Below are 18,128 nucleotides of genomic sequence, written 5' to 3'. Positions count from 1 at the left end.
CGGAGAAGGCCAGTCGAGGCAGCTTTGTTGTCACCGACCAGGCATCCCGCTTGTCACACGCGCTCATTCGGCAGGCGTTTCTGTCACCAGTGCCGAAGAGCCGGAGTTCCCGGGCACCCCAGCGGTGCCGTGCTCGGGGCTGAGCCCTTCCACAGCGAGGCGGAAGAGGCGGCCGGCCTGGGTGACGGGGTCCTCGTGATGCTCGGTGGCCAGGGCGATGCCCACTGCGAGGGTCAGCAGGTCGTGGAAGGTGACATGCGGTGCGACCGCCTTGTCGCGAATGGCTCGCTGGAGCAGGGGACTTCCGGCCGCCTCGATTCTTTCGCCACAGGAGTGCGGGGAGGGTTCTTCGGTGGGGGGCTCATAACTGAGGATGTGGGCGAACCCGCGGGCCGAGACGGCATAGACGACGAGGGCGCGGAGCCACTCCAAGAGAGCGGCGCGGCTGTCCTCGGCCGCACTCAGCCGGTGGGCATGCGCGCACAGAACTTCGATGCGCTCCTGGAAGACGGCTTCGAGGAGGGCCCGCCGGGTGGGGAAGTGGCGGCGTACGGTCGCCGATCCGACGCCTGCGGTCCGGGCGATCCGCTCCTGGGATGCCTCGGCACCGCGCGCTGCGACCTCGGCTTCAGCGACAGCGAGGATGAGCCGGTAATTGCGTCGGGCGTCTGAGCGTTGGCCGGTCATGTTCTCCCCATTGCTAAACGGCGGGCCCCGCCATATCGTAACGGCAGACAAAACGGCGGGCCCCGCCGTTTTCTTTCTCCGGTGCCTGAGGAGCAGCGGCCATGCCCGTCGACAGCGATACCGTCCTGGTCACCGGAGCCACCGGCCGGCAAGGCGGGGCCACAGCTCGCGCACTCCTGGCCGAAGGGGTACCCGTACGCGCACTCGTACGCGATCCGTGGTCGAAGCCCGCGCGGGCGATCGAGGCGCTGGGCGCCGAGCTGGTGCGAGCGGACCTTTCCGACCGGGCCACCATCGGCCCGGCCGTCGAGGGAGTCCGCGCCGTGTTCTCCGTGCAGATACCGCCGATGACCGAGACCAGTGTGGACTTCGCGGCCGAGCTCACCCAGGCCACCAACCTGGTGGATGCCGCGAAGGCCGAGGGAGTGCGGCAGTTCGTGCAGTCCTCGACCAGTGGAGTCGGTGAGCACACCCAGGTCCCCGGTTGGGCCGAAGGCCGCTGGGCGGCGATGGCCGACTACTTCCACACCAAGCAGGCGATCATGGAGGCGGTACGCGATGCGGGCTTTGCCCGCTGGACGGTGATCAAGCCCGCCTTCTTCATGGAGAACCTGCCCCAGCTGGCGCCCCGGGGGCCCCGCGGCGGCCTGCTGACGGTCCTGAAACCGGATACCGAACTGGCCCTGGTGGCCGTGCGGGACATCGGCACTGCCGCGGCGCACGCCCTCCGGGACCCCGACCGGTTCCACCAGGTGGAACTGGAACTGGCCGGTGACCTGCGCACGATGGAACAGATCGCGCAGACCTTGTCCGCCGCCTGGGGCGTGCCCGTGAGCGCGCCTTCCATGAGTCTGCAAGAGGCCCTCGACGCGGGCATGCCGAAGTGGGGAGCCGGACACGAGTGGAACAACATGGTCCTCCAACCCGCCCGGCCCGCATTCGCCCAGGAGTTGGGCATCCCGATCACCACCTTCGCCGAGTGGGCGAACGAGCAGCTGACACCCGTGTCCGGCCATGGGCATCCGGCGCTGTGACCTTCGGCAGCGCCCGCCGGGACCGATGCCGGATTCAGCGGGCACCCACGGGCCGGCCTGCCGTTCTGTGACACGGAGACGGCGGCGTACTGCCGCCACACAGGACGGGGCGCGGTACAGCAGCCTGTCGTTGAGATGAGAAACCGGGACCATCGGTGCTGGCCGAGTGCGGTGCGACAACTCATCTCATCGTGTCGTACTCACCGAAGAAGCTGGGCTTCTTCCAGGCGCAGAAAAGAGAAGCCTGTGCTGGTGTCTCAGATCGTGTTGATCCGCCAGGCGATCGTTCCGGTTGCCCGGGCGCCACCCTGGACGTCGATGCGCACGCCCTTACCGCTGGTGAAGCGCTCGAAGACGGCGGAGCCGTCGCAGGGTACGGCCTTTTTCGCCGCGGTCGTGCTCGGGGTGAAGACGATCTGTGCTGCTCCCTTACCGGCGCAGACGACCGTCAGTTTGCAGGAATGTCCCGCCGGGAGATCGGGCTGGGTGTGTACGCCGTCGGAGACGCGTTCCACTCCCGACTCGACCATGGACCGGTCCTGCTCGGTGACGGCGTCGAGTGCCGACTGTGCCTGCGCGGTGAGGTTCTTCTCCCCTGGGGGTTCCGTGCTTGCGCGAGGAGACGTGGTGGCAGCGCGGTCGGGTGGTGCCGGGTCGTCGTCGGGTGTGCAGGCCGTCAGGCACAGCAACGGGGCCAGAGCGATGCCGAGTAGCCATGCAGGCACCGCCCTCATGAGCGCCCGAGCGCCCGGTCGGTGATGTCCATACCGGGATTCACGCGTGTCCCCCTCTTCAGGTACCCGCCTCGGTCACGGCGCGTACGGCTGGCCGCCTGGACACTACGGACCAGGCATGGCCTCACCTCATCAACCGGATGATCTCTTTTCTGAGCCGGAGCTGAGGGTCTGCTGCCCGGTACCGTGCGGCGCTGCCGACGGAGGGCCGGCGTCCGGCCGGTGCGCGGGCATGCTTCCGCCCAGCCTCGCGGCGCGCGCAGCGGCCGGCGGCGTCGGCCGTCTTCCGTCCTCCCCGCCCTTCCCGGAGTCACGAATTTAGTCGCCATGGGCGCGGACTATTGCCTGATCGCGCATGCGTCCTGGCCGGATCACGCCCCCTTGCGGCATTCACCCCGGCCAGCCATCGAAAATTTTGATGACCATGGAAACCCGCCCCGCACATGTGTTCACATCCTCGCGAACGTATGGATGCAGAGGATGCACAGCCTGGTGCCGCAACGGCCTCAATGACGCGGTCACTCGAAAACGCCATGCCCAGGTAGCCCCCTGCATCTCAGGCAGACGGGGGGAAGCCAATGCCGCACATCACCATGCCCGAAGCCCACCATTTCGCCGCTCGACCGGAAACGGCCGTTCCGCATGGCGTCACGCCGGCGGTCCGCGGTTTCCATGACGATCTCGACACGGCGGCGACCGGCAGACGCTTCGGCGAAGTGCGCGTTTCCATCGTGGAGGGGAGCGCGCGCCGCATGGTCCGGACGAACCGGCTGACACACGCCGACGGGGAGACGTATCTGCGCGTGTGCCGTCCCCTGCTCGGTGAGATGCAGGTGATGCAAGACGGGAGGCACTCCGTGGTGTGCGCCTCCCGGCTGGTCTGCTGCGACAGTTCACGGCCATACAAGATCGCCATGTCGGAGAACTTCCGCATGGTGACCCTGTCGCTGCCGCACCGTTCGATCGGCCTGACGCCGCAGGATACGGGTCCCCTCACGGCCAGGCCGTGGCAGGCGTCGCAGGGCCTGGGCGCGCTGATGTCCAATCTGCTCGCGGACCTGGAGCGGTACGGAGAAGAGGTGGACACGGCCATCGAGTTGCTGGGCGGCAGCGTCGCCAGCCTGGCCGCCGCCCTGTTCGCGGAGCGCATTCGCGCGATGGCGGCCGATAGCGGAGCCGGACGCCAGACGTTGATGATGAACATCCAGGCATTTATACGTGAACGGCTCTCCGACCCGGATCTCAGCCCGCTGGTCGTGGCCCAGCACCACAATGTCTCCCTGCGTTATCTGCAGAAGGTATTCCAGGAGCGCAACACCAGTCCCGCCCGCTGGATACGGGACGAAAGACTCGCGCGATGCAGATCGGAACTGACCGATCCCACCCTCGATCATCTTTCCATCGCGGCGATCGGCGAGCGTTCGGGATTCTACGGCCCCTCCCACTTCAGTCGTCTCTTCCGGGACCGGTACGGCGTCACTCCGCGCGAGTACCGCAAGGCCATGCGTCCGGTCGCGCTGGCCGGTTGACGCTTCATCAGTCCGTCGTACCGGCACGCACCCATTCTCATGTGAAAGGAAATGCGTTGAGCAGTTTCGAGTTTCCTGGTGAGTACTACGAGATCATGCGCCGGGACTTCCGTCCCCTCGCTGCCGAAACCGAGTTCCTCGCCTCGTTCGTGGCCCCCGGAGGGCGCGTCCTCGACCTCGGTTGCGGCACGGGGACCAACCTGCGGGAGCTGGGCGCGCGCGGCTTCTCCTGCGTAGGGGTGGACCAGAGCGCCAGCTTCATCGATTACGCCAGGAAGGCCGGGGGACCGGGCGTCGCGTATGTGCACGGCAAGGCGGAGGAGTTCGTCGCGGACGCGCCGTTCGATCTCGTGTACAGCCTGTTCATGACGCTGAATTACCTGCCCCGGCAGGAGCTGAGACCGCTGCTGGAGAGGACACGGAAGCACCTCTCACCCGGTGGTCGTCTGGTTCTGGAGTTCGGCCACCTCCTCAACTTCGTGGAGAACTACCAACCGCACACCGTGGCCCATCACCGAGCGGAGGGTGTGCTGATCACGCGGCTCGCCCGCCAGTCGGTCAACCCGCACGCCGCGAACTGGCGGAACGAGGAGACCCTGTTGGTGCGCGGCCCGGACGGCCAGGTGGCCATGTACGACAACTTCTTCGACCAGTCGGTGCTCACCGGCCCCGAGGTCAGGGAACTGCTGACCGAGACCGGTTTCACCGTGACGGCCGAGTACGGCGGCTTCCGCAAGGAGCCGGCGCCCGGGCACGGTCGCGGCCCGCTGGTGATCGTGGCGGCGCCGACCGAGGAGTTCACGGCATGACGAGCACGGACCTCTCCACCCCCGACAGCGTCCGCAGGGGCTCCACCCCCGACAGCGACCCCGGGGGCTCCTCCCCCGACAGCAACCAGGAGGGCTCCTCCCCCGGCCCCGGTTCCTTCCTCGACGGCGGCCCGGCCCTCTCCCCGCAGGCGCGGAACCTCGGTGAGACTCTCGTGCGGGCGGCCGCCCACGGAAGTTCCGAGGGCATCCGCTTCATCGGCTCGGACGGCACCGAGACCGTGCTGACGTACTCCCGGCTGCTGGACGGCGCCGCACGGATGCTCGGCGGCATACGCGCGGCGGGTGTCGAGCCCGGCGCCACCATCGTGCTGCAGATCGCCGACGACCCGGAGCTGCTGTCCGCGTTCTGGGCGTGTGTCCTGGGCGGTTACCTCCCGCTGCCGGTGAACGCGGGAGCGACGGCGGACCAGCGTGCGGCGGCGCCCGGCCTGCTGGAGCGGGTGTGGCAGGGGTACGGCACGCCCAAGGTGATCACCGGTGCCGGACAGGAGATCACCCCTGCCGTCGCGGCCCATCCGGACTGGCACGGTGCGTGGCTCGGAGACACCCGTCGGCTGCTGTCCCACGCGCCGGCCGGGGACTGGCACCGCGCCGAGCCGGACGACCCGGCCATGCTGCTGCTCACCTCGGGCAGCACGGGCGTCCCGAAGGCCGTGGTGCTCAGCCACCGGAACGTGCTGAGCCGTACGGCGGCCACCGTCGCGGCGAACGGGCTGAGCCAGGCGACCCGGAGCTTCAACTGGATGCCGCTCGATCACGTGGGCGGCCTGGTGATGTTCCACGCCCGGGACGTCTATCTCGGGTGCCACCAGGTGCACGCCAGGTTCGAGTGGGTGCTCGGTGATCCGTTGCGCTGGCTCGACGGGATCAGCCGGCACCGTGCGGACACGACATGGGCGCCGAACTTCGCCTTCGGCCTGCTCAACGACCAGGCGGACCGGCTGACCGAGCGGACCTGGGACCTGAGCTGCCTGCGCTACATCATGAACGGCGGGGAGGCCATCCGCGGCAAGGTGGTGCGCCGGTTCCTGGGACTGCTCGCTCCCTTCGGACTGCCCCGGGACGCGATGTATCCGGGGTGGGGCATGTCGGAAACGTCGGCGGGCGTCGCCGACTGCGAGTTCTGGGCCGTCAACGAGGGTGACGACCGGTACGTCCCGGTAGGGCGGCCGCAGCCGGGAACGGCGGTGCGCGTGGTCGACGAGCACAACCGGGTCGTGCCCACCGGCACGCTCGGCAGACTCCAGGTGAGCGGTGCCAGCGTCACCGCGGGGTACCACCGCAACGAGGAGCAGAACCGGCAGTCGTTCACCGACGGCTGGTTCAGGACGGGCGACCTGGCCTACGTCGAAAAGGGCGTCCTCACCGTGACCGGGCGGGCCGACGATGTCATCCGGGTCGGTGACGTGACCTATCACGGCCACGAGATCGAGGCCCGGGTCGAGGAACTGGGCGAGGTCGTCCCGTCGTACACGGTCGCCTCCCAGGTGACCGGCGCGGGCGGGACCGAGGAGCTGGCCGTCTTCTTCCACCCGCGGCCCGGCTTCGATGCCGCCGAGGTGGCGGCCCGGGTCCGCGAACGGGTGGCCCTGACACTCGGCGTACGGGTGGCCCATGCCGTGCCGGTGGGCAGGGAAGAGATCCCCAAGACGGGTATCGGCAAGCTGCGTCGCGCCCAGTTGCGCGAACGGTTCGAAGCGGCGCGCGGTCACGGCCGGACCGGCCCTTCGCCGCGGCCGACGTCCTGACGCCCCGTAAGACACAAGCCATAAGCCATAAGCCATACGGCAGAGGGCACCTCCGGTTCGCCGGAGGTGCCCTCTGCCGGTCCCCACGGGTGTCTCCCCGTAACTCGTCGAGCCGGACCGGAACGCGCCGACCCCAGCACCCACGCGACGGCGAGGCGCTCAGGGACGGTCGGCGGTGTGGCGGCTGCGCGCGTAATGCCTGGCGGCCTTGGCGCGGTTCCCGCACGCTGCCATGGAGCACCAGCGGCGCGTGCCGTTGCGCGAGGTGTCGAGGAAATGGGTGATGCAGTCCGGCTGGGCGCACTGGCGGATCCGGTCGGGCGCGGTGTCGAGCAACCGAAGGTAGTCGCGGGCGGCTGCCCAGGCGAGTTCCCACGACGGCACCTCGAACTCCGTGCGCTCGCCCGGGCCTTGAGCCGTCAGCAGGGGCGTGATGCGGCCCCGTTCGAGGATGTCGTTCAGCGCCGCGGCCGCGGCGGGAGAGCCAGGGGTGTCGACGCAGGCGGCGATCGCCGCGCGCGCGTCCAGCAGTGCGTCACGCGTCGCGCCGTCGGCGGTGAAGCGGCCGGCCAGCCCCCGGCCGGACAGCCAGACGCGCAGCCCGTCGAGCGAGTCGAGCAGGTCGTGGTCCTGGTTCTCCGTCTTCCAGCGGGTGTTCAGCAGGTCGAGGGCGAGCGGCTCGCCGACGAGGGGGCGCGGGTCGGGTCTCGTCATCACACGATCCATTCTCCATCCCTTCCACCTCCGCCATTTCTAACCACTCAAGCGTAAGACACCGGTTGCAGCATGATGCGGCTAACCCCTAAAGTGACGTTCAACGGTTAGCAGACGGGGGGCTTCTGGGCCGTGGCGGCAGAGACACGCGCACGTGCCAGTACACGTGCGCATTCGCGCGACAGGCGCCGGGCCATCGTCCCTAGCGTGAGGGTCACGGGAAGCCGGCGGCGCGCACACGCGGGTGGCATCGCCTATGGCGTCCGCGTCGGACACGAACACGAAGCCAGCCTCAGGAGGCCTTGATGACGACCTATCAGATGCCGCAAGTGGCGGCCGGGCAGGAAGAGTTCACGGCCGAGACGATCCTCGCCCGGGCCAAGGCGGCCGCTCCCCTGCTGCGCCAGCGCTCCGAGGAGATCGCCCGGACCCGGCGGCTTCCCCAGGACGCCGTGGATCTCGTACGGGACACGGGTGTCTTCCGTATCGGCATGCCCAAGGAGTGGGGCGGACCGGAGCTCACCTTCTCGCAGCAGACCGAGGTGATCGAAGCGCTGTCCTACGGCGACGCCGCGGCCGGGTGGTGCGCCATGATCGGCATGGACACCTGGATCTACGCCGGCTACCTCGACGAGCCCGTGGTCAAGGAGCTGCTCGCCAACCCGGACGCGATCACCGCCGGACTGATCTTCCCGGTCGGTCGCGCCGACCGCGTCCCCGGCGGTTACCGCGTCACCGGCCGCTGGCCCTTCGGCAGTGGTGTCACCCACGCCGACTGGGTCGTGGGCGGCTGTGTCGTACACAGCGACGGCGTGCCGGAGCCCGGGGCGGGCGGAGCACCGGTCAACTGGCGGCTGATGCTGGTCCGCCGGGAAGACGTGGAGACGGTGGACACCTGGCACACCCACGGGCTCGCCGGCAGCGGCAGCATGGACTACGAGGTCACCGACCTGTTCGTGCCCGAGGAGTGGACCTTCGACTACACGACCCCGCGCGGCACCGGCCCCCTGTCCGCCCCGGACGCGTTCCTCGGCAATGTGCCCGGGGTGCCGCTCGGTGTCGCGCGGGCCGCGCTGGACCACGTGCGGGAGCTGGCCGCGGAGCGGGTCGAACGGGCCACCGGCACGCCCTGGTCGGACAGTTACCGGGTCCAGACGGTCATCGGTGAGGCCGAGATGCGTCTCGCGGCGGCACGCTACGCGGTCTACGGCACACTCGACGAGCTGTGGGACCGGCTGGCCTCCGGGATCGAGCCGACGCCGGACCAGCAGGTCTCCTCGGCGCTCGCCCGCGTCAACGCCTTCCGCACGGCCAGGTCGATCGTCTCGCGGCTGTCGGACCTGGTGGGCACGGCATCGATCTACCGCACGTCGCCGCTCGACCGCTGGCTGCGCGACCTGCACACGATGTGCCAGCACATCCTGGCCCAGGAGCAGATCATCCAGTCCGCCGGCGCACACCTGCTCGGCGGCACACCCCAGGCGCCCTTCCCGCTGGGACTCAAGGGCTGAACCGGCCGCGGTGACCGCGGCCGGGTGACGGCACGACGACCGGCGGCCCGGAGGAACCGGCCGACATCGGAAGACATCGGTCGGCGCTCCGAGGTCTGCGCCGGCACCCAGACGAATCGGCCGGCTCGGCAATGGCCGGCACGACCGGCATCTCACTAAGGAATCAGGACATGGCATCTCCCGGCGAAGTGCAGGAAGTACAAGTCGAGCCGATGGTCGAGGACCGGAGCGACGCGGACCGCGCCACCGGGTCATGGGGCCTGCGCGAGTGGGGCCTGCTGGTCAGCGTCTGTGCCGCCTTCTTCCTCGACGCCCTCGACAACATCATGGTCGGGATCGCGGTGCCGCCGATCCAGGACGACCTCGGGATGTCCACGGAATCCGTGCAGTGGATCGTCAGCTCCTACGTCCTCGGCTTCGGCGGCTTCCTCCTGCTCGGCGGGCGCATGGCCGACCTGCTCGGCCGGCGCCGGATGTTCCTCATCGGCGTGGCGGTCTTCGCCGTCGGCTCGCTGGTCGGCGGGGTGACGGAGGAGGGCCTCGTGGTGATCGCCGCCCGGTTCGTCATGGGCGTCGGAGCCGCGTTCACCGCGCCGGCCAGCCTGTCGATCATCATGGGCACCTTCCCCGCCGGCGCTCAGCGCAACCGGGCGGTCGGCATCTACACGGCGTGCGGCGCGGTCGGGTACTCCACCGGCGTCATCGTGGGCGGCACCCTGACCGAGATCAACTGGCGCTGGACGTTCCTGCTGCCCGTCGCCGTGGCGGTCGTCGCGATGGCCGGAGCGATGGTGCTGGTACCGCGGGACGTCCGAAAGGAACGCGGCGGGGAGAAGTTCGACGTGGCCGGTGCGGTCACCGTCACCGGTGCCATGCTGCTCCTCGTCTACAGCATCGTCGAGGCCCCCGAGGCGGGCTGGTTCGCGCCGCGGACACTCCTGGTGTTCGCCGCCGCCGTGGTCCTGCTGCTGGCCTTCGCGGCCATCGAGCGCCGGGCCTGCCAGCCCCTGCTGCGGCTCGGGCTGCTGCGCAACAAGGCGCTGCTGGGAGCGAGTCTGGTGGCCGCCGCGATCCTCGGCACCTACATGAGCTTCCAGTTCATCGGAGGCCTGTACCTGCAGTCGCTGCGCGGCTGGTCCCCGATGGAGATGGCGCTCGCCTTCCTGCCGATCGGGCTGCTCATCATGACCATCGCGCCCCGGGCCGGGAAGCTGATCGCGCGGTTCGGCATCCAGTGGATGATCTTCGCCGGATTCGCCGCCTACACCGCGTCGTACCTGCTCTTCCTGCGCATCGACGGGGACTCCTCGTACCTCTGGGTGATCCTGCCGAGCATTCTGCTCATCGGTATCGCCTTCCCGTTCTCCTTCCCGGCGGCGAACGTCCAGGCGACCAGCGGCGTCGACGAGAGCGAGCTGGGCCTGGCCGCCGGTGTGCTGCAGACCGGCTACCAGGTCGGCGCGGCCGTCGTGCTGGCGATCGTGACGGCGAGCATGGCCGTCGAGCACACCGGAAGCGGCGAGGGCGCCGGTACGCTCTCCGGCTACCACAACGGCCTGTGGGTCGTCACCGGCATCTCCCTGCTGACGATGGTCCTCACGTTCGTCGCCGCGCTGAAGGCGTCGCCCCGCCGCCGGGCGGCGGCCGGCCGCTAGGCCGGACGCACACAAGACGCCTTCCACACCGCCGGAACCCCGTAGAGGGGGCCGGCGGTTTTTCCTGTGCGCACCGGAACGGCGTGTACCGGCAATTGATGGTGCGCGGCCCCGCAAATACGACAGAGGGGCGCCGGGTAATGTCGATTCCGTGATCCGGTTTTCCCGTCCCGCCTTTTCGGAATACCGGAATGAAGCGCACAGCCGACACCCCGGAGGGGAACACAAGATGGGTGAGGTATCCGCCGCGAGTCCGGCCGTTATCGCGGTGAAGGACGAACTGCGCTCCGTCATGAGGAATTTCGCGACGGGTGTCTGCGTGGTGAGCACCTTCACCGGCGGGCCGTCCGTACGGCGGCACAACGCCGTCACGATCAACTCGCTCACCTCCGTCTCGCTGGCTCCGCCGCTGGTCTCGGTCAGCCTGCGCAGCGACTCCGCCTTCCTCACGGAAATGCTGGACTCCCGGGTGTGGGGTGTTTCCGTCCTGGACGGCGGAGCGGAGGATCTCGCCAGGATATTCGCCCGTCCGGACAAGGAACGCAGGATGGCCCTGCGCAGCCTGCCCACCACGCCGGGCGAGAACACCGGGACACTGATCCTCGACTCGGTCGCCTGGATGGAATGCCGTTATCACCAGCATGTCGTGGCCGGTGACCACACCCTGGTCATCGGTGAAGTGGTGAGCCTCGGGCTGGGCGAGTCCCGCTCGCCGCTCATATTCCTGCACGGCGGATTTCATCGCCTCGTCGGCGACCACGCGTGACGAGAACCGGCGTTCCTCGCATCGATAGGTGACTCTGACTCATGACAGGAATATCGATAGGTGTGGTCGGTGGCGGTGCTTCGGCGGTCTGCCTGGTCGACGCGCTGGCCGGCGCCAAGGGCGGGCCCGGCCGCATCACGGTCTTCGAACCCTCCCCCAGCCTCTGGCGCGGGCGGGCCTACCAGGTCGACAGCGAGACCGTGAAGGTCAACGCCACACCCGACGACATGTCCGTACGCGCGGGCGACCCGCACCACTTCGAACGCTGGCTGGAGGCGCGTGAGCGGGTGCTCGACGGCAGCTACACCGTCGACCCGTACTCCGGTGCGCGGTTCGCCCCGCGGACCGTCTACGGCGAGTACCTGGAGCAGACGGCCTACGCCGGCCTGGCCGAGCTGCGCAGGCAGGGATGGCGCGTGGACCTCGTCGGCGACGCCGTCACAGCGGCCCGGCGCGAGGTCGGCCGCGTACGGCTCACCACCCGGCACGGCGGTGCGCACGCCTTCGACTACGTCGTCCTGTGCGTCGGCGGGGACGGCCCCAAGGACGTGTACGGGCTGGCCGGGACGCCCGGGTTCACGGCGGATCCGTACCCCGTCTCGCACCGCCTCCGCACGATCGGGGCGGATCAGCACGTCGCGGTGGTGGGCAGCGGGCTCACCGCCGTCGACATCGTGCTGGCGCTGGCCGCCCAGGGGCATCGGGGCCGGATCAGCCTTCTCTCCCGCAGCGGTGTGCTTCCGGGCGTACGGCAGCGCCACCTGGACTTCGAGCCGACGTACCTGACCCGGGAGCGGATGCGTTCCCTCGCCCGTAGCGGACGCGTGTTCTCCCTCGCCGAGTTCGCCGGGATCGTGGAAAGGGAACTCGTCGACGCGGGCGCCGATCCGGACGCGCTGGCCGCCGAGGTCACCCGCCTCGATGCCGAACCCGCGGTGGACCGCCTGCGTCGCCAGCTGGCCGCGGTCGACTCGCCCGACCCCGGGCTCCGCATCCTGCAACGCGCCGTGCCCGAGGTGGGCCCCGACGTGTGGCCCGTGCTCGGCGAGCGCGACCGGGCCGACGTGCTGAGATCGCGGTACCGCGCCGTCATGAGCCTGTGCTGCCCGATGCCCCCGAGCAGCGCGGCGGCGCTGCTCGGCCTGGTCGACGCCGGCCGGCTGGACATCCTGGCGGGTCTGCGGCGGATCACGCCGCGCGAAGGCGGAGGGTTCGACATCACCCTGTCCAACGGGACGGTCTCGGGCGCGGACCAGGTGGTCAACGCGGTGAACGCCGCCGAGAGACGGATCCCCGCCGGTGCGCTGCCGCTGGTGACCTCCCTCACCGGCGAACGGGCGGCGAGCGCGCACCCGCACGGGGGCCTGCACGTCGAGCGGGCGACGAGCCGCCTGACGGCCGACGGCACACCGGACCCGCGTCTGTACGGTCTCGGCACCATCGCGGCCGGGTCGCTCTTCTTCACCTTCGGGGTCCCTTCGCTGGTGGACCGCGCGGTGGACATCGTCGCGGCCGTCCTGGAGCACGCCGAGCCGCGGCGGGCGTCCCGCACCGAGGACACGCTGCTCCCTGCCTGACACGCGAGCCGACACACCCTGCACAGAACGGAGTTCGTCATGACCACAGTGCCGCGGACAGCGGACGACACCATCACCTGGAAAGGGGCCGGGACAGGCGGTCCGGCGCCGACCGGGGACCGCGCGGTCTACCTCGCCGACACCGCGACCGGGCTGCCGATCCCGGGCGAGCCGGACTTCGCCACACCCGAGGAGGCACGACGCCACCGCAAGCAGCGCCTCGCCGCCGCACTGCGCCTGTTCGGCAAGTACGGTTTCGGTGAGGGCATTTCGGGCCACATCTCGGTCCGGGACCCGGAACACCCGGACCACTTCTGGGTCAACCCTTTCGGTGTCTCCTTCAAGCACGTGCGGGTGGCCGATCTCATCCGTGTCGATGCGGCCGGCCGGGTCGTGCACGGCAGGCACCGGGTGAACCCCAGCGCGTTCGTGATCCACTCACAGATCCACGAGCTGCACCCGGGGGCGACCGCCGCCGCCCACGGACACACCGCCCACTCCCGTGCGCTCGGGGCGATCGGCCGCCTGCTGGAGCCGATCGACCAGGAGTCCGCCGCCTTCTACGGGCGCCAGACGCTGTACGAGGAGTACGAGGGGCCCTCGGTCAGTCTCGAACAGGGCCGTGACATCGCTGAGAAGCTGGGTGACAACCGTGCCATCCTCCTGCGTCACCACGGGCTCATCACCGTCGGCGGTTCACTGGACGAGGCCGTCCACTGGTTCTTCACCTACGACAGCTGCGCCCAGGTCCAGCTGCTGGCCCTCGCGGCCGGGACGCCGAAGACGTTCACGCACGAGCAGGCCGTGGCGGCGGGCCAGGGCTTCGGTGACGAGCAGCTCGGCTGGTTCAGCTTCCAGCTGCTCTGGGACGAGATCGTGGCCGAGCAGCCCGACCTGCTTGAGGAGGACTGACGGCGTGGACGCCATGACCGGGCGGACCGGCGAGCCCGCGCCGTCGTGCCGGGACCTCTCCGCCGCGCGGCAGCCCGACCGGCCCGGCCGGGACGCTCCGGCCGTGCCGGCCGGCCTCGCCGGCCGTCCGCCCCTGCTGTTCGCCGGTGAGTGCGACCGGCTGCGGACGCGGATGACCGCCGTGGCCCGGGGCGAGGCGTTCCTCCCGCGGGGCGGCGACCGCGCCGAATCGACGGAGGAGGAACTCATCATGGCGACCCGTGCGACGCGCGGCGCGAGCCGGCCGGAGCCCGGTGGCGAGGGACAACCGGCCCACGGCACGCGGCAACCCCCGAAGGACATGCCGGGTGTCGCCGGCCGCCAAGGAGGAGGACGATGATGCGTACGGCAGCGGTCGTGGGCACCGGACTGATCGGTACCTCCGTCGCACTCGCCCTCGCCGGCAAAGGGGTGCGTGTGCACCTGATGGACGTGGACGAGTCCGCGGCCCGGACCGCCGCCGCCCTCGGCGCGGGTACGGTCGGCCCGCCCCCGGCACCGGTGGACATGGCGCTGCTCGCCGTACCGCCGGCCGGCGTGGGGGAAGTGCTGGCCGTACAGCAGGCCGGCCGCCTGGCCCACTCCTACATGGACGTGGCGAGCGTCAAGGCCGGGCCGGAGCGGGACGCGTGCGCGCTCGCCGAACCCTCCACGTACATAGGCGGCCACCCGATGGCCGGCCGCGAACTGTCCGGCCCGCTGGCCGCGACGGCCACCCTGTTCGAGGGCCGCTCCTGGGTGCTCACCCCCACCGCGGCCACCACGACGGCGACCCTGAACCGGGCGTTGGAGGTGGTGGCCCTGTGCGGCGCCGTCCCGGTGGTCATGGACAGCGCGGCACACGACCGGGCCGTGGCGCTGGTGTCCCACACACCGCACGTGGTCGCCGCCCTGATGGCCGCCAGGCTCCAGCACCTGCCGGACGACGCGGCCCGACTCGCCGGACAGGGACTGCGGGACGTCATCCGCATCGCCGGGGGCGATGCGAACCTGTGGAGGGACATCCTCGACGCGAACGCCGCCGCGGTGGCCGATGTGCTGAGCGAGCTGGCCCGGGACCTCTCCGTGGCGGTGACGGCCCTGCGCGGTCTCGCCACGGACAACGCCGACGAGCGCGCGGAGGGCATGATGCACGTCGCCGATCTCCTCAGCCGCGGGATCAAGGGGCGCGGTCGCGTCCCCGGGAAACACGGCGGAACGCCCCGGAACGGCGTCCCCGTACGTGTGCTGATCGGTGACCAGCCCGGCGAGCTGGCCCGGTTGCTCGGCACGGTGGCGGAACTCGGCGTCAACGTCGAGGAAGTTGCGATCGACCATGCGCCGGCCGACCGGAGCGGACTGGTGGAACTGCTGGTCGGCCCGGCTTCCTCGGTACGTCTGGCGCAGCGCCTGGCCGACCACGGCTGGACGGTCCACCAGACGCCACCGGTGGCCCCGGGGACGCCCGAACCGGCTCTGTCGGCACCCGAGACGGTCATCCGGGGCAGCTGACCCGCGCGGCGTGGTCACGCGGAGCGCGCCCGCAAGCAGGGGTGCGCCCGTCCGGGCGCGGATGTCACACAAGGCGTGCGTATGCGGCGGAGTTTCCGCCCCCGCACGGGACTACTGTGCGGTCGCCGGCCGCGGGAGAGGCTCCCGGCCCTCCCGCGGCCGCGGACGCACATCGCCAGTGGAGGGGGGACCACGTCACGATCAGGCCGCCCGTCGCCGGCGGACCACCACACGAGGAGAGCGCATGATCAAGACGCCGCGTCACGAGGGCGAACAGGCCGTACAGAGACGGGCCGGCGAGGGCCACGAGGGCTGGGGGTCGCCCATGTTCGGCGATGAGATCCCGCCGGGGTTCGACCCCTTCCTGCTGCGGCAGCGCATGATCGTCATGGGTGCCGCCGACGCGCACGGCTCCGTCTGGGCCTCCATGCTCTTCGGTGCCCCGGGCTTCATCGAGACCGTCGACCGGCACACCCTCGGCATCGCCGCCGCGCCGGTGCCCGGGGACCCGCTGGAGAACGCGTTCGACGCAGCCCGTGACATCGGTCTTCTCGCCATCGAGCCCCGGACCGCCGGCCGCGTCAGGATCAACGGAGTGGCCCGGCGCCACGGAGGCGGACTTCGGGTGCGGACGGAGCAGGTGCTCGGCAACTGCCCCAAGTACCTGCAGCTGCGCGAGCCCGCGGCCGACGGACCGCCCACCGCCCCGCGTCCGCCCCGCACCACCGGCGGACTCGACGCCGCTCAGCGCGCGTGGATCGAATCGGCGGACACCTTCTTCATCGCCAGCCGGGCGCCGGAACACGGAGCGGACGCCTCGCACCGCGGCGGGGAGCCCGGATTCGTGTCGGTGACCGGGCCCCGGCGCCTGGTCTGGCCGGACTACTCCGGCAACTCCTTCTACATGACGCTCGGCAATCTCCACCTCAGCCCCGCGTGCGGGCTGCTCTTCGTGGACTGGGCACAGGGTCACTTCCTGCACCTGTCCGGCAAGGCCGAGATCGTCTGGGACGAGGCGCGGCGGGCCGGCGTCCCGGGGGCCCTGCGCATGGTGGCGTTCGACATCGACAAGGTCGTCCGGATCGACCGGGCGTCGCCGCTGCGCTGGACGTACGCCGGTCCTTCGCCCTACAACCCACCCGCTTCCCGGGGGTGACTTCCGCTCTCCCCGCCGGGCCCTCGATGTGGTCCGCGGGGGGAGTTCCGGCGGGGCGGGACGGGAAGCCGCCGCCCTGCCGGAGCCGGAAGGCCGAGGGACTACTTCAGCGCCGCGAGCGAGGGGACGACGATGCCGTAGCGGTCGGTGATCGTCGCGAGGGCGGCGTCGTGGATCTGCTGGGCGGTCAGCGACGTGCCGCCCCCGTGCATGGTCTCCAGGGGCCGGGTCGCGCAGGCGTTGGCGACGACGGTGGGCTGGTTGCCCCGCAGGGACGCGCCCTGCGCCGTGAAGAGGACACACATGTTGGTCATGAACCCGGCGATGATGACGTCGTCGTTCCCGGCGGCGTCGACGTGCTCGCCCAGGTCGGTGTTGTGGAAGCCGTTCGGGACGTTCTTGACGACGACGGTCTCGCCCTCGATGGGCGCGACGCTCTCGTGGATCTGCCCGGCCTCGGACTCGATGTCGTAGCCCGCCTCCTGGACGTGGATGACCTTCGCGCCGGCCTGGCGGGCCGCGGCCAGCAGTTCGGCGGCGGCTTCCAGCGCGGGCTTCCAGCCGTCGAGCTCCATCACGCCGCCGGTGTAGACGTTCTGGTAGTCGACCAGGATGAGGGTCGCGTTGCCGAGCGAGGCGGGCGTCTCGTCGGCGCCGGTGAGTGCTCGCAGAGTCGTCGTAGCCATGACTAACCACCTAATGATCGAGAAAGCTTGTGCCGCTCGCACTGCTGCGGAGGCGTTGGACGTGACGGCCACCACGGGCCGGTCGCACAGGGGAACCGAACGCGACGGCCCTCAGGACGTGATCAACGCTAACACAATGTGTGAGCACCATGAAACAAGGCCCGCCAGCTCCGCGTCCCGCATGACAAAAGGGCAGCTCCAAGGCGTTAGCAACGCTTTCGTAGCTGTTACCATCGAGGCATGTCGACGGCACGAGAGCGCATCCTGGCCGCCACCGAGGAACTGCTCGCGTCAAAGGACGCACTGGCCATCTCGACCCGGGCCATCTGTGACCGGGCCAAGGTCGGCATGCCCGAGATCTATCGCCAGTTCGGCGACAAACAAGGGCTGCTCACGGCGGTCGCGTGCATCGGCTTCGAGCGCTTCCTCGCGAACAAGCGCCGCAACCCGATGACCGACGACCCGGTGGCCGATCTGCGCACGGCCTGGGACAGTCACGTCGCGTTCGCCCTGGACAACCCTCACCTGTACCGGCTGATGTTCACGCCGGCCCCGGACTCCCAGCCGCCGGCGGTCGAGGAGGCCAGGGCCCTGCTGCTGTCGGCCTTGGAGCGCTGCCGCGCCGCCGGACGACTGCGTACACCGCTGGAGCTGGCAGGCCAGTCGATCCTGACGGCCAACGTCGGCGTGTGCCTGATGGCCTTGTCCTTTCCCGGGCTCTACGGCGACCCCGGGATCTCCCGTTCCGTACGGGACGCCGTGATCGGCGCCGTCACGGGCGACGAGCGCGAGGACACGAGGATCACCGACGGGATCGTGCTCGCCCAGACACTGGTCGGCACCCTCACCGGGACGGCGCCCGTCGGCAGCGATGCCATCGCCCGCCTGTCCCAGGCACTTCGAGGGCCCGCTTCCCCGCGCGACGAGTGAACACCCGAACGAACACCGCCGTGTTCTCGCCGGCCGGGAAACCGGTGGGCACCGTCCGCCGAAAGCCCGGTACCCGCGAAAGCCGATCCGGCACCCGCGAAAGCCGAAAGCCCGGTATCCGCGAAAAAC

At 70.2% G+C, this 18,128-nt stretch carries 16 protein-coding genes and 1 pseudogene; 13 read left to right on the top strand and 4 right to left on the bottom strand.

Going from position 1 to position 18,128, the window contains the following annotated elements; translation table 11 throughout:
* Positions 1-63: 63 nt before the first annotated feature.
* Complete coding sequence (locus ABD350_RS18910; protein ID WP_344349326.1) at positions 64-687, bottom strand: TetR/AcrR family transcriptional regulator; 624 nt, start codon at positions 685-687, stop codon at positions 64-66.
* A 101-nt stretch (positions 688-788) separates the two neighbouring features.
* Here ABD350_RS18910 and ABD350_RS18905 point away from each other — a divergent pair, with 101 nt between their 5' ends.
* Positions 789-1,721, top strand: coding sequence for an NmrA/HSCARG family protein (locus ABD350_RS18905; protein ID WP_344349325.1), 933 nt, complete (start codon positions 789-791; stop codon positions 1,719-1,721).
* Positions 1,722-1,978: 257 nt separating this feature from the next.
* On the opposite strand, the gene ABD350_RS18900 is transcribed toward ABD350_RS18905, so the two are convergent.
* Positions 1,979-2,446: a hypothetical protein gene (locus tag ABD350_RS18900; RefSeq protein ID WP_344349324.1), complete on the bottom strand. Its 468-nt coding sequence runs from the start codon at positions 2,444-2,446 to the stop codon at positions 1,979-1,981.
* Positions 2,447-3,033: 587 nt separating this feature from the next.
* On the opposite strand from ABD350_RS18900, the gene ABD350_RS18895 reads away from it, so the two are divergent.
* The 3 genes from ABD350_RS18895 to ABD350_RS18885 are packed head-to-tail and all read left to right on the top strand — an operon-like array spanning position 3,034 to position 6,562.
* The gene (locus tag ABD350_RS18895; RefSeq protein WP_344349322.1) at positions 3,034-3,984 is read left to right on the top strand and encodes a helix-turn-helix domain-containing protein; all 951 of its coding nucleotides are present in this window, start codon (positions 3,034-3,036) and stop codon (positions 3,982-3,984) included.
* Between the two features lie 56 nt (positions 3,985-4,040).
* The gene (locus tag ABD350_RS18890; RefSeq protein ID WP_344349321.1) at positions 4,041-4,793 is read left to right on the top strand and encodes a class I SAM-dependent methyltransferase; all 753 of its coding nucleotides are present in this window, start codon (positions 4,041-4,043) and stop codon (positions 4,791-4,793) included.
* Positions 4,790-6,562 (top strand): AMP-binding protein, encoded by a 1,773-nt coding sequence (locus ABD350_RS18885; RefSeq protein WP_344349320.1) that lies wholly within the window; start codon positions 4,790-4,792, stop codon positions 6,560-6,562. The genes ABD350_RS18890 and ABD350_RS18885 overlap by 4 nt, the downstream gene beginning before the upstream one ends.
* A gap of 159 nt (positions 6,563-6,721) precedes the next feature.
* Here the strand turns inward: ABD350_RS18885 and ABD350_RS18880 are convergent, their stop codons facing one another.
* Positions 6,722-7,276, bottom strand: coding sequence for a CGNR zinc finger domain-containing protein (locus tag ABD350_RS18880; protein WP_344349319.1), 555 nt, complete (start codon positions 7,274-7,276; stop codon positions 6,722-6,724).
* Between the two features lie 305 nt (positions 7,277-7,581).
* On the opposite strand from ABD350_RS18880, the gene ABD350_RS18875 reads away from it, so the two are divergent.
* From ABD350_RS18875 to ABD350_RS18840, 8 genes and pseudogenes are all read left to right on the top strand, one after another.
* Positions 7,582-8,787 carry an acyl-CoA dehydrogenase family protein gene (locus ABD350_RS18875; RefSeq protein ID WP_344349318.1) on the top strand — a complete coding sequence of 402 codons (1,206 nt, stop codon included), beginning with the start codon at positions 7,582-7,584 and terminating at the stop codon, positions 8,785-8,787.
* A gap of 170 nt (positions 8,788-8,957) precedes the next feature.
* Complete coding sequence (locus ABD350_RS18870; protein WP_344349317.1) at positions 8,958-10,442, top strand: MFS transporter; 1,485 nt, start codon at positions 8,958-8,960, stop codon at positions 10,440-10,442.
* 151 nt (positions 10,443-10,593) lie between these two features.
* Positions 10,594-11,208 (top strand): flavin reductase family protein, encoded by a 615-nt coding sequence (locus ABD350_RS18865; RefSeq protein WP_344349316.1) that lies wholly within the window; start codon positions 10,594-10,596, stop codon positions 11,206-11,208.
* A gap of 41 nt (positions 11,209-11,249) precedes the next feature.
* Positions 11,250-12,785: an FAD/NAD(P)-binding protein gene (locus ABD350_RS18860; protein ID WP_344349315.1), complete on the top strand. Its 1,536-nt coding sequence runs from the start codon at positions 11,250-11,252 to the stop codon at positions 12,783-12,785.
* Positions 12,786-12,824: 39 nt separating this feature from the next.
* Positions 12,825-13,697, top strand: coding sequence for a class II aldolase/adducin family protein (locus ABD350_RS18855; RefSeq protein WP_344349314.1), 873 nt, complete (start codon positions 12,825-12,827; stop codon positions 13,695-13,697).
* Positions 13,698-13,710: 13 nt separating this feature from the next.
* Positions 13,711-13,929 (top strand): annotated as a pseudogene (locus ABD350_RS18850) (3-deoxy-7-phosphoheptulonate synthase); the annotation flags it as partial.
* Positions 13,930-14,075: 146 nt separating this feature from the next.
* On the top strand, positions 14,076-15,227 hold the full coding sequence (locus tag ABD350_RS18845; RefSeq protein ID WP_344349447.1) for a prephenate dehydrogenase: 1,152 nt from the start codon (positions 14,076-14,078) through the stop codon (positions 15,225-15,227).
* Between the two features lie 244 nt (positions 15,228-15,471).
* Complete coding sequence (locus tag ABD350_RS18840; RefSeq protein ID WP_344349313.1) at positions 15,472-16,383, top strand: pyridoxamine 5'-phosphate oxidase family protein; 912 nt, start codon at positions 15,472-15,474, stop codon at positions 16,381-16,383.
* Between the two features lie 101 nt (positions 16,384-16,484).
* Here the strand turns inward: ABD350_RS18840 and ABD350_RS18835 are convergent, their stop codons facing one another.
* A complete protein-coding gene (locus ABD350_RS18835) occupies positions 16,485-17,069 on the bottom strand; it encodes an isochorismatase family protein (RefSeq protein WP_344349312.1) in 585 nt (194 codons plus the stop codon).
* Positions 17,070-17,309: 240 nt separating this feature from the next.
* Here ABD350_RS18835 and ABD350_RS18830 point away from each other — a divergent pair, with 240 nt between their 5' ends.
* A complete protein-coding gene (locus tag ABD350_RS18830) occupies positions 17,310-17,999 on the top strand; it encodes a TetR/AcrR family transcriptional regulator (RefSeq protein ID WP_344349311.1) in 690 nt (229 codons plus the stop codon).
* Positions 18,000-18,128 lie beyond the last annotated feature (129 nt).

Origin of the sequence: Streptomyces nogalater (assembly GCF_039532885.1) — a bacterium.
Lineage (GTDB): Bacteria > Actinomycetota > Actinomycetes > Streptomycetales > Streptomycetaceae > Streptomyces > Streptomyces nogalater.
The sequence above is the reverse complement of the archived record's forward strand: the minus strand, read 5'-3'. Positions and strand labels throughout refer to the sequence as shown.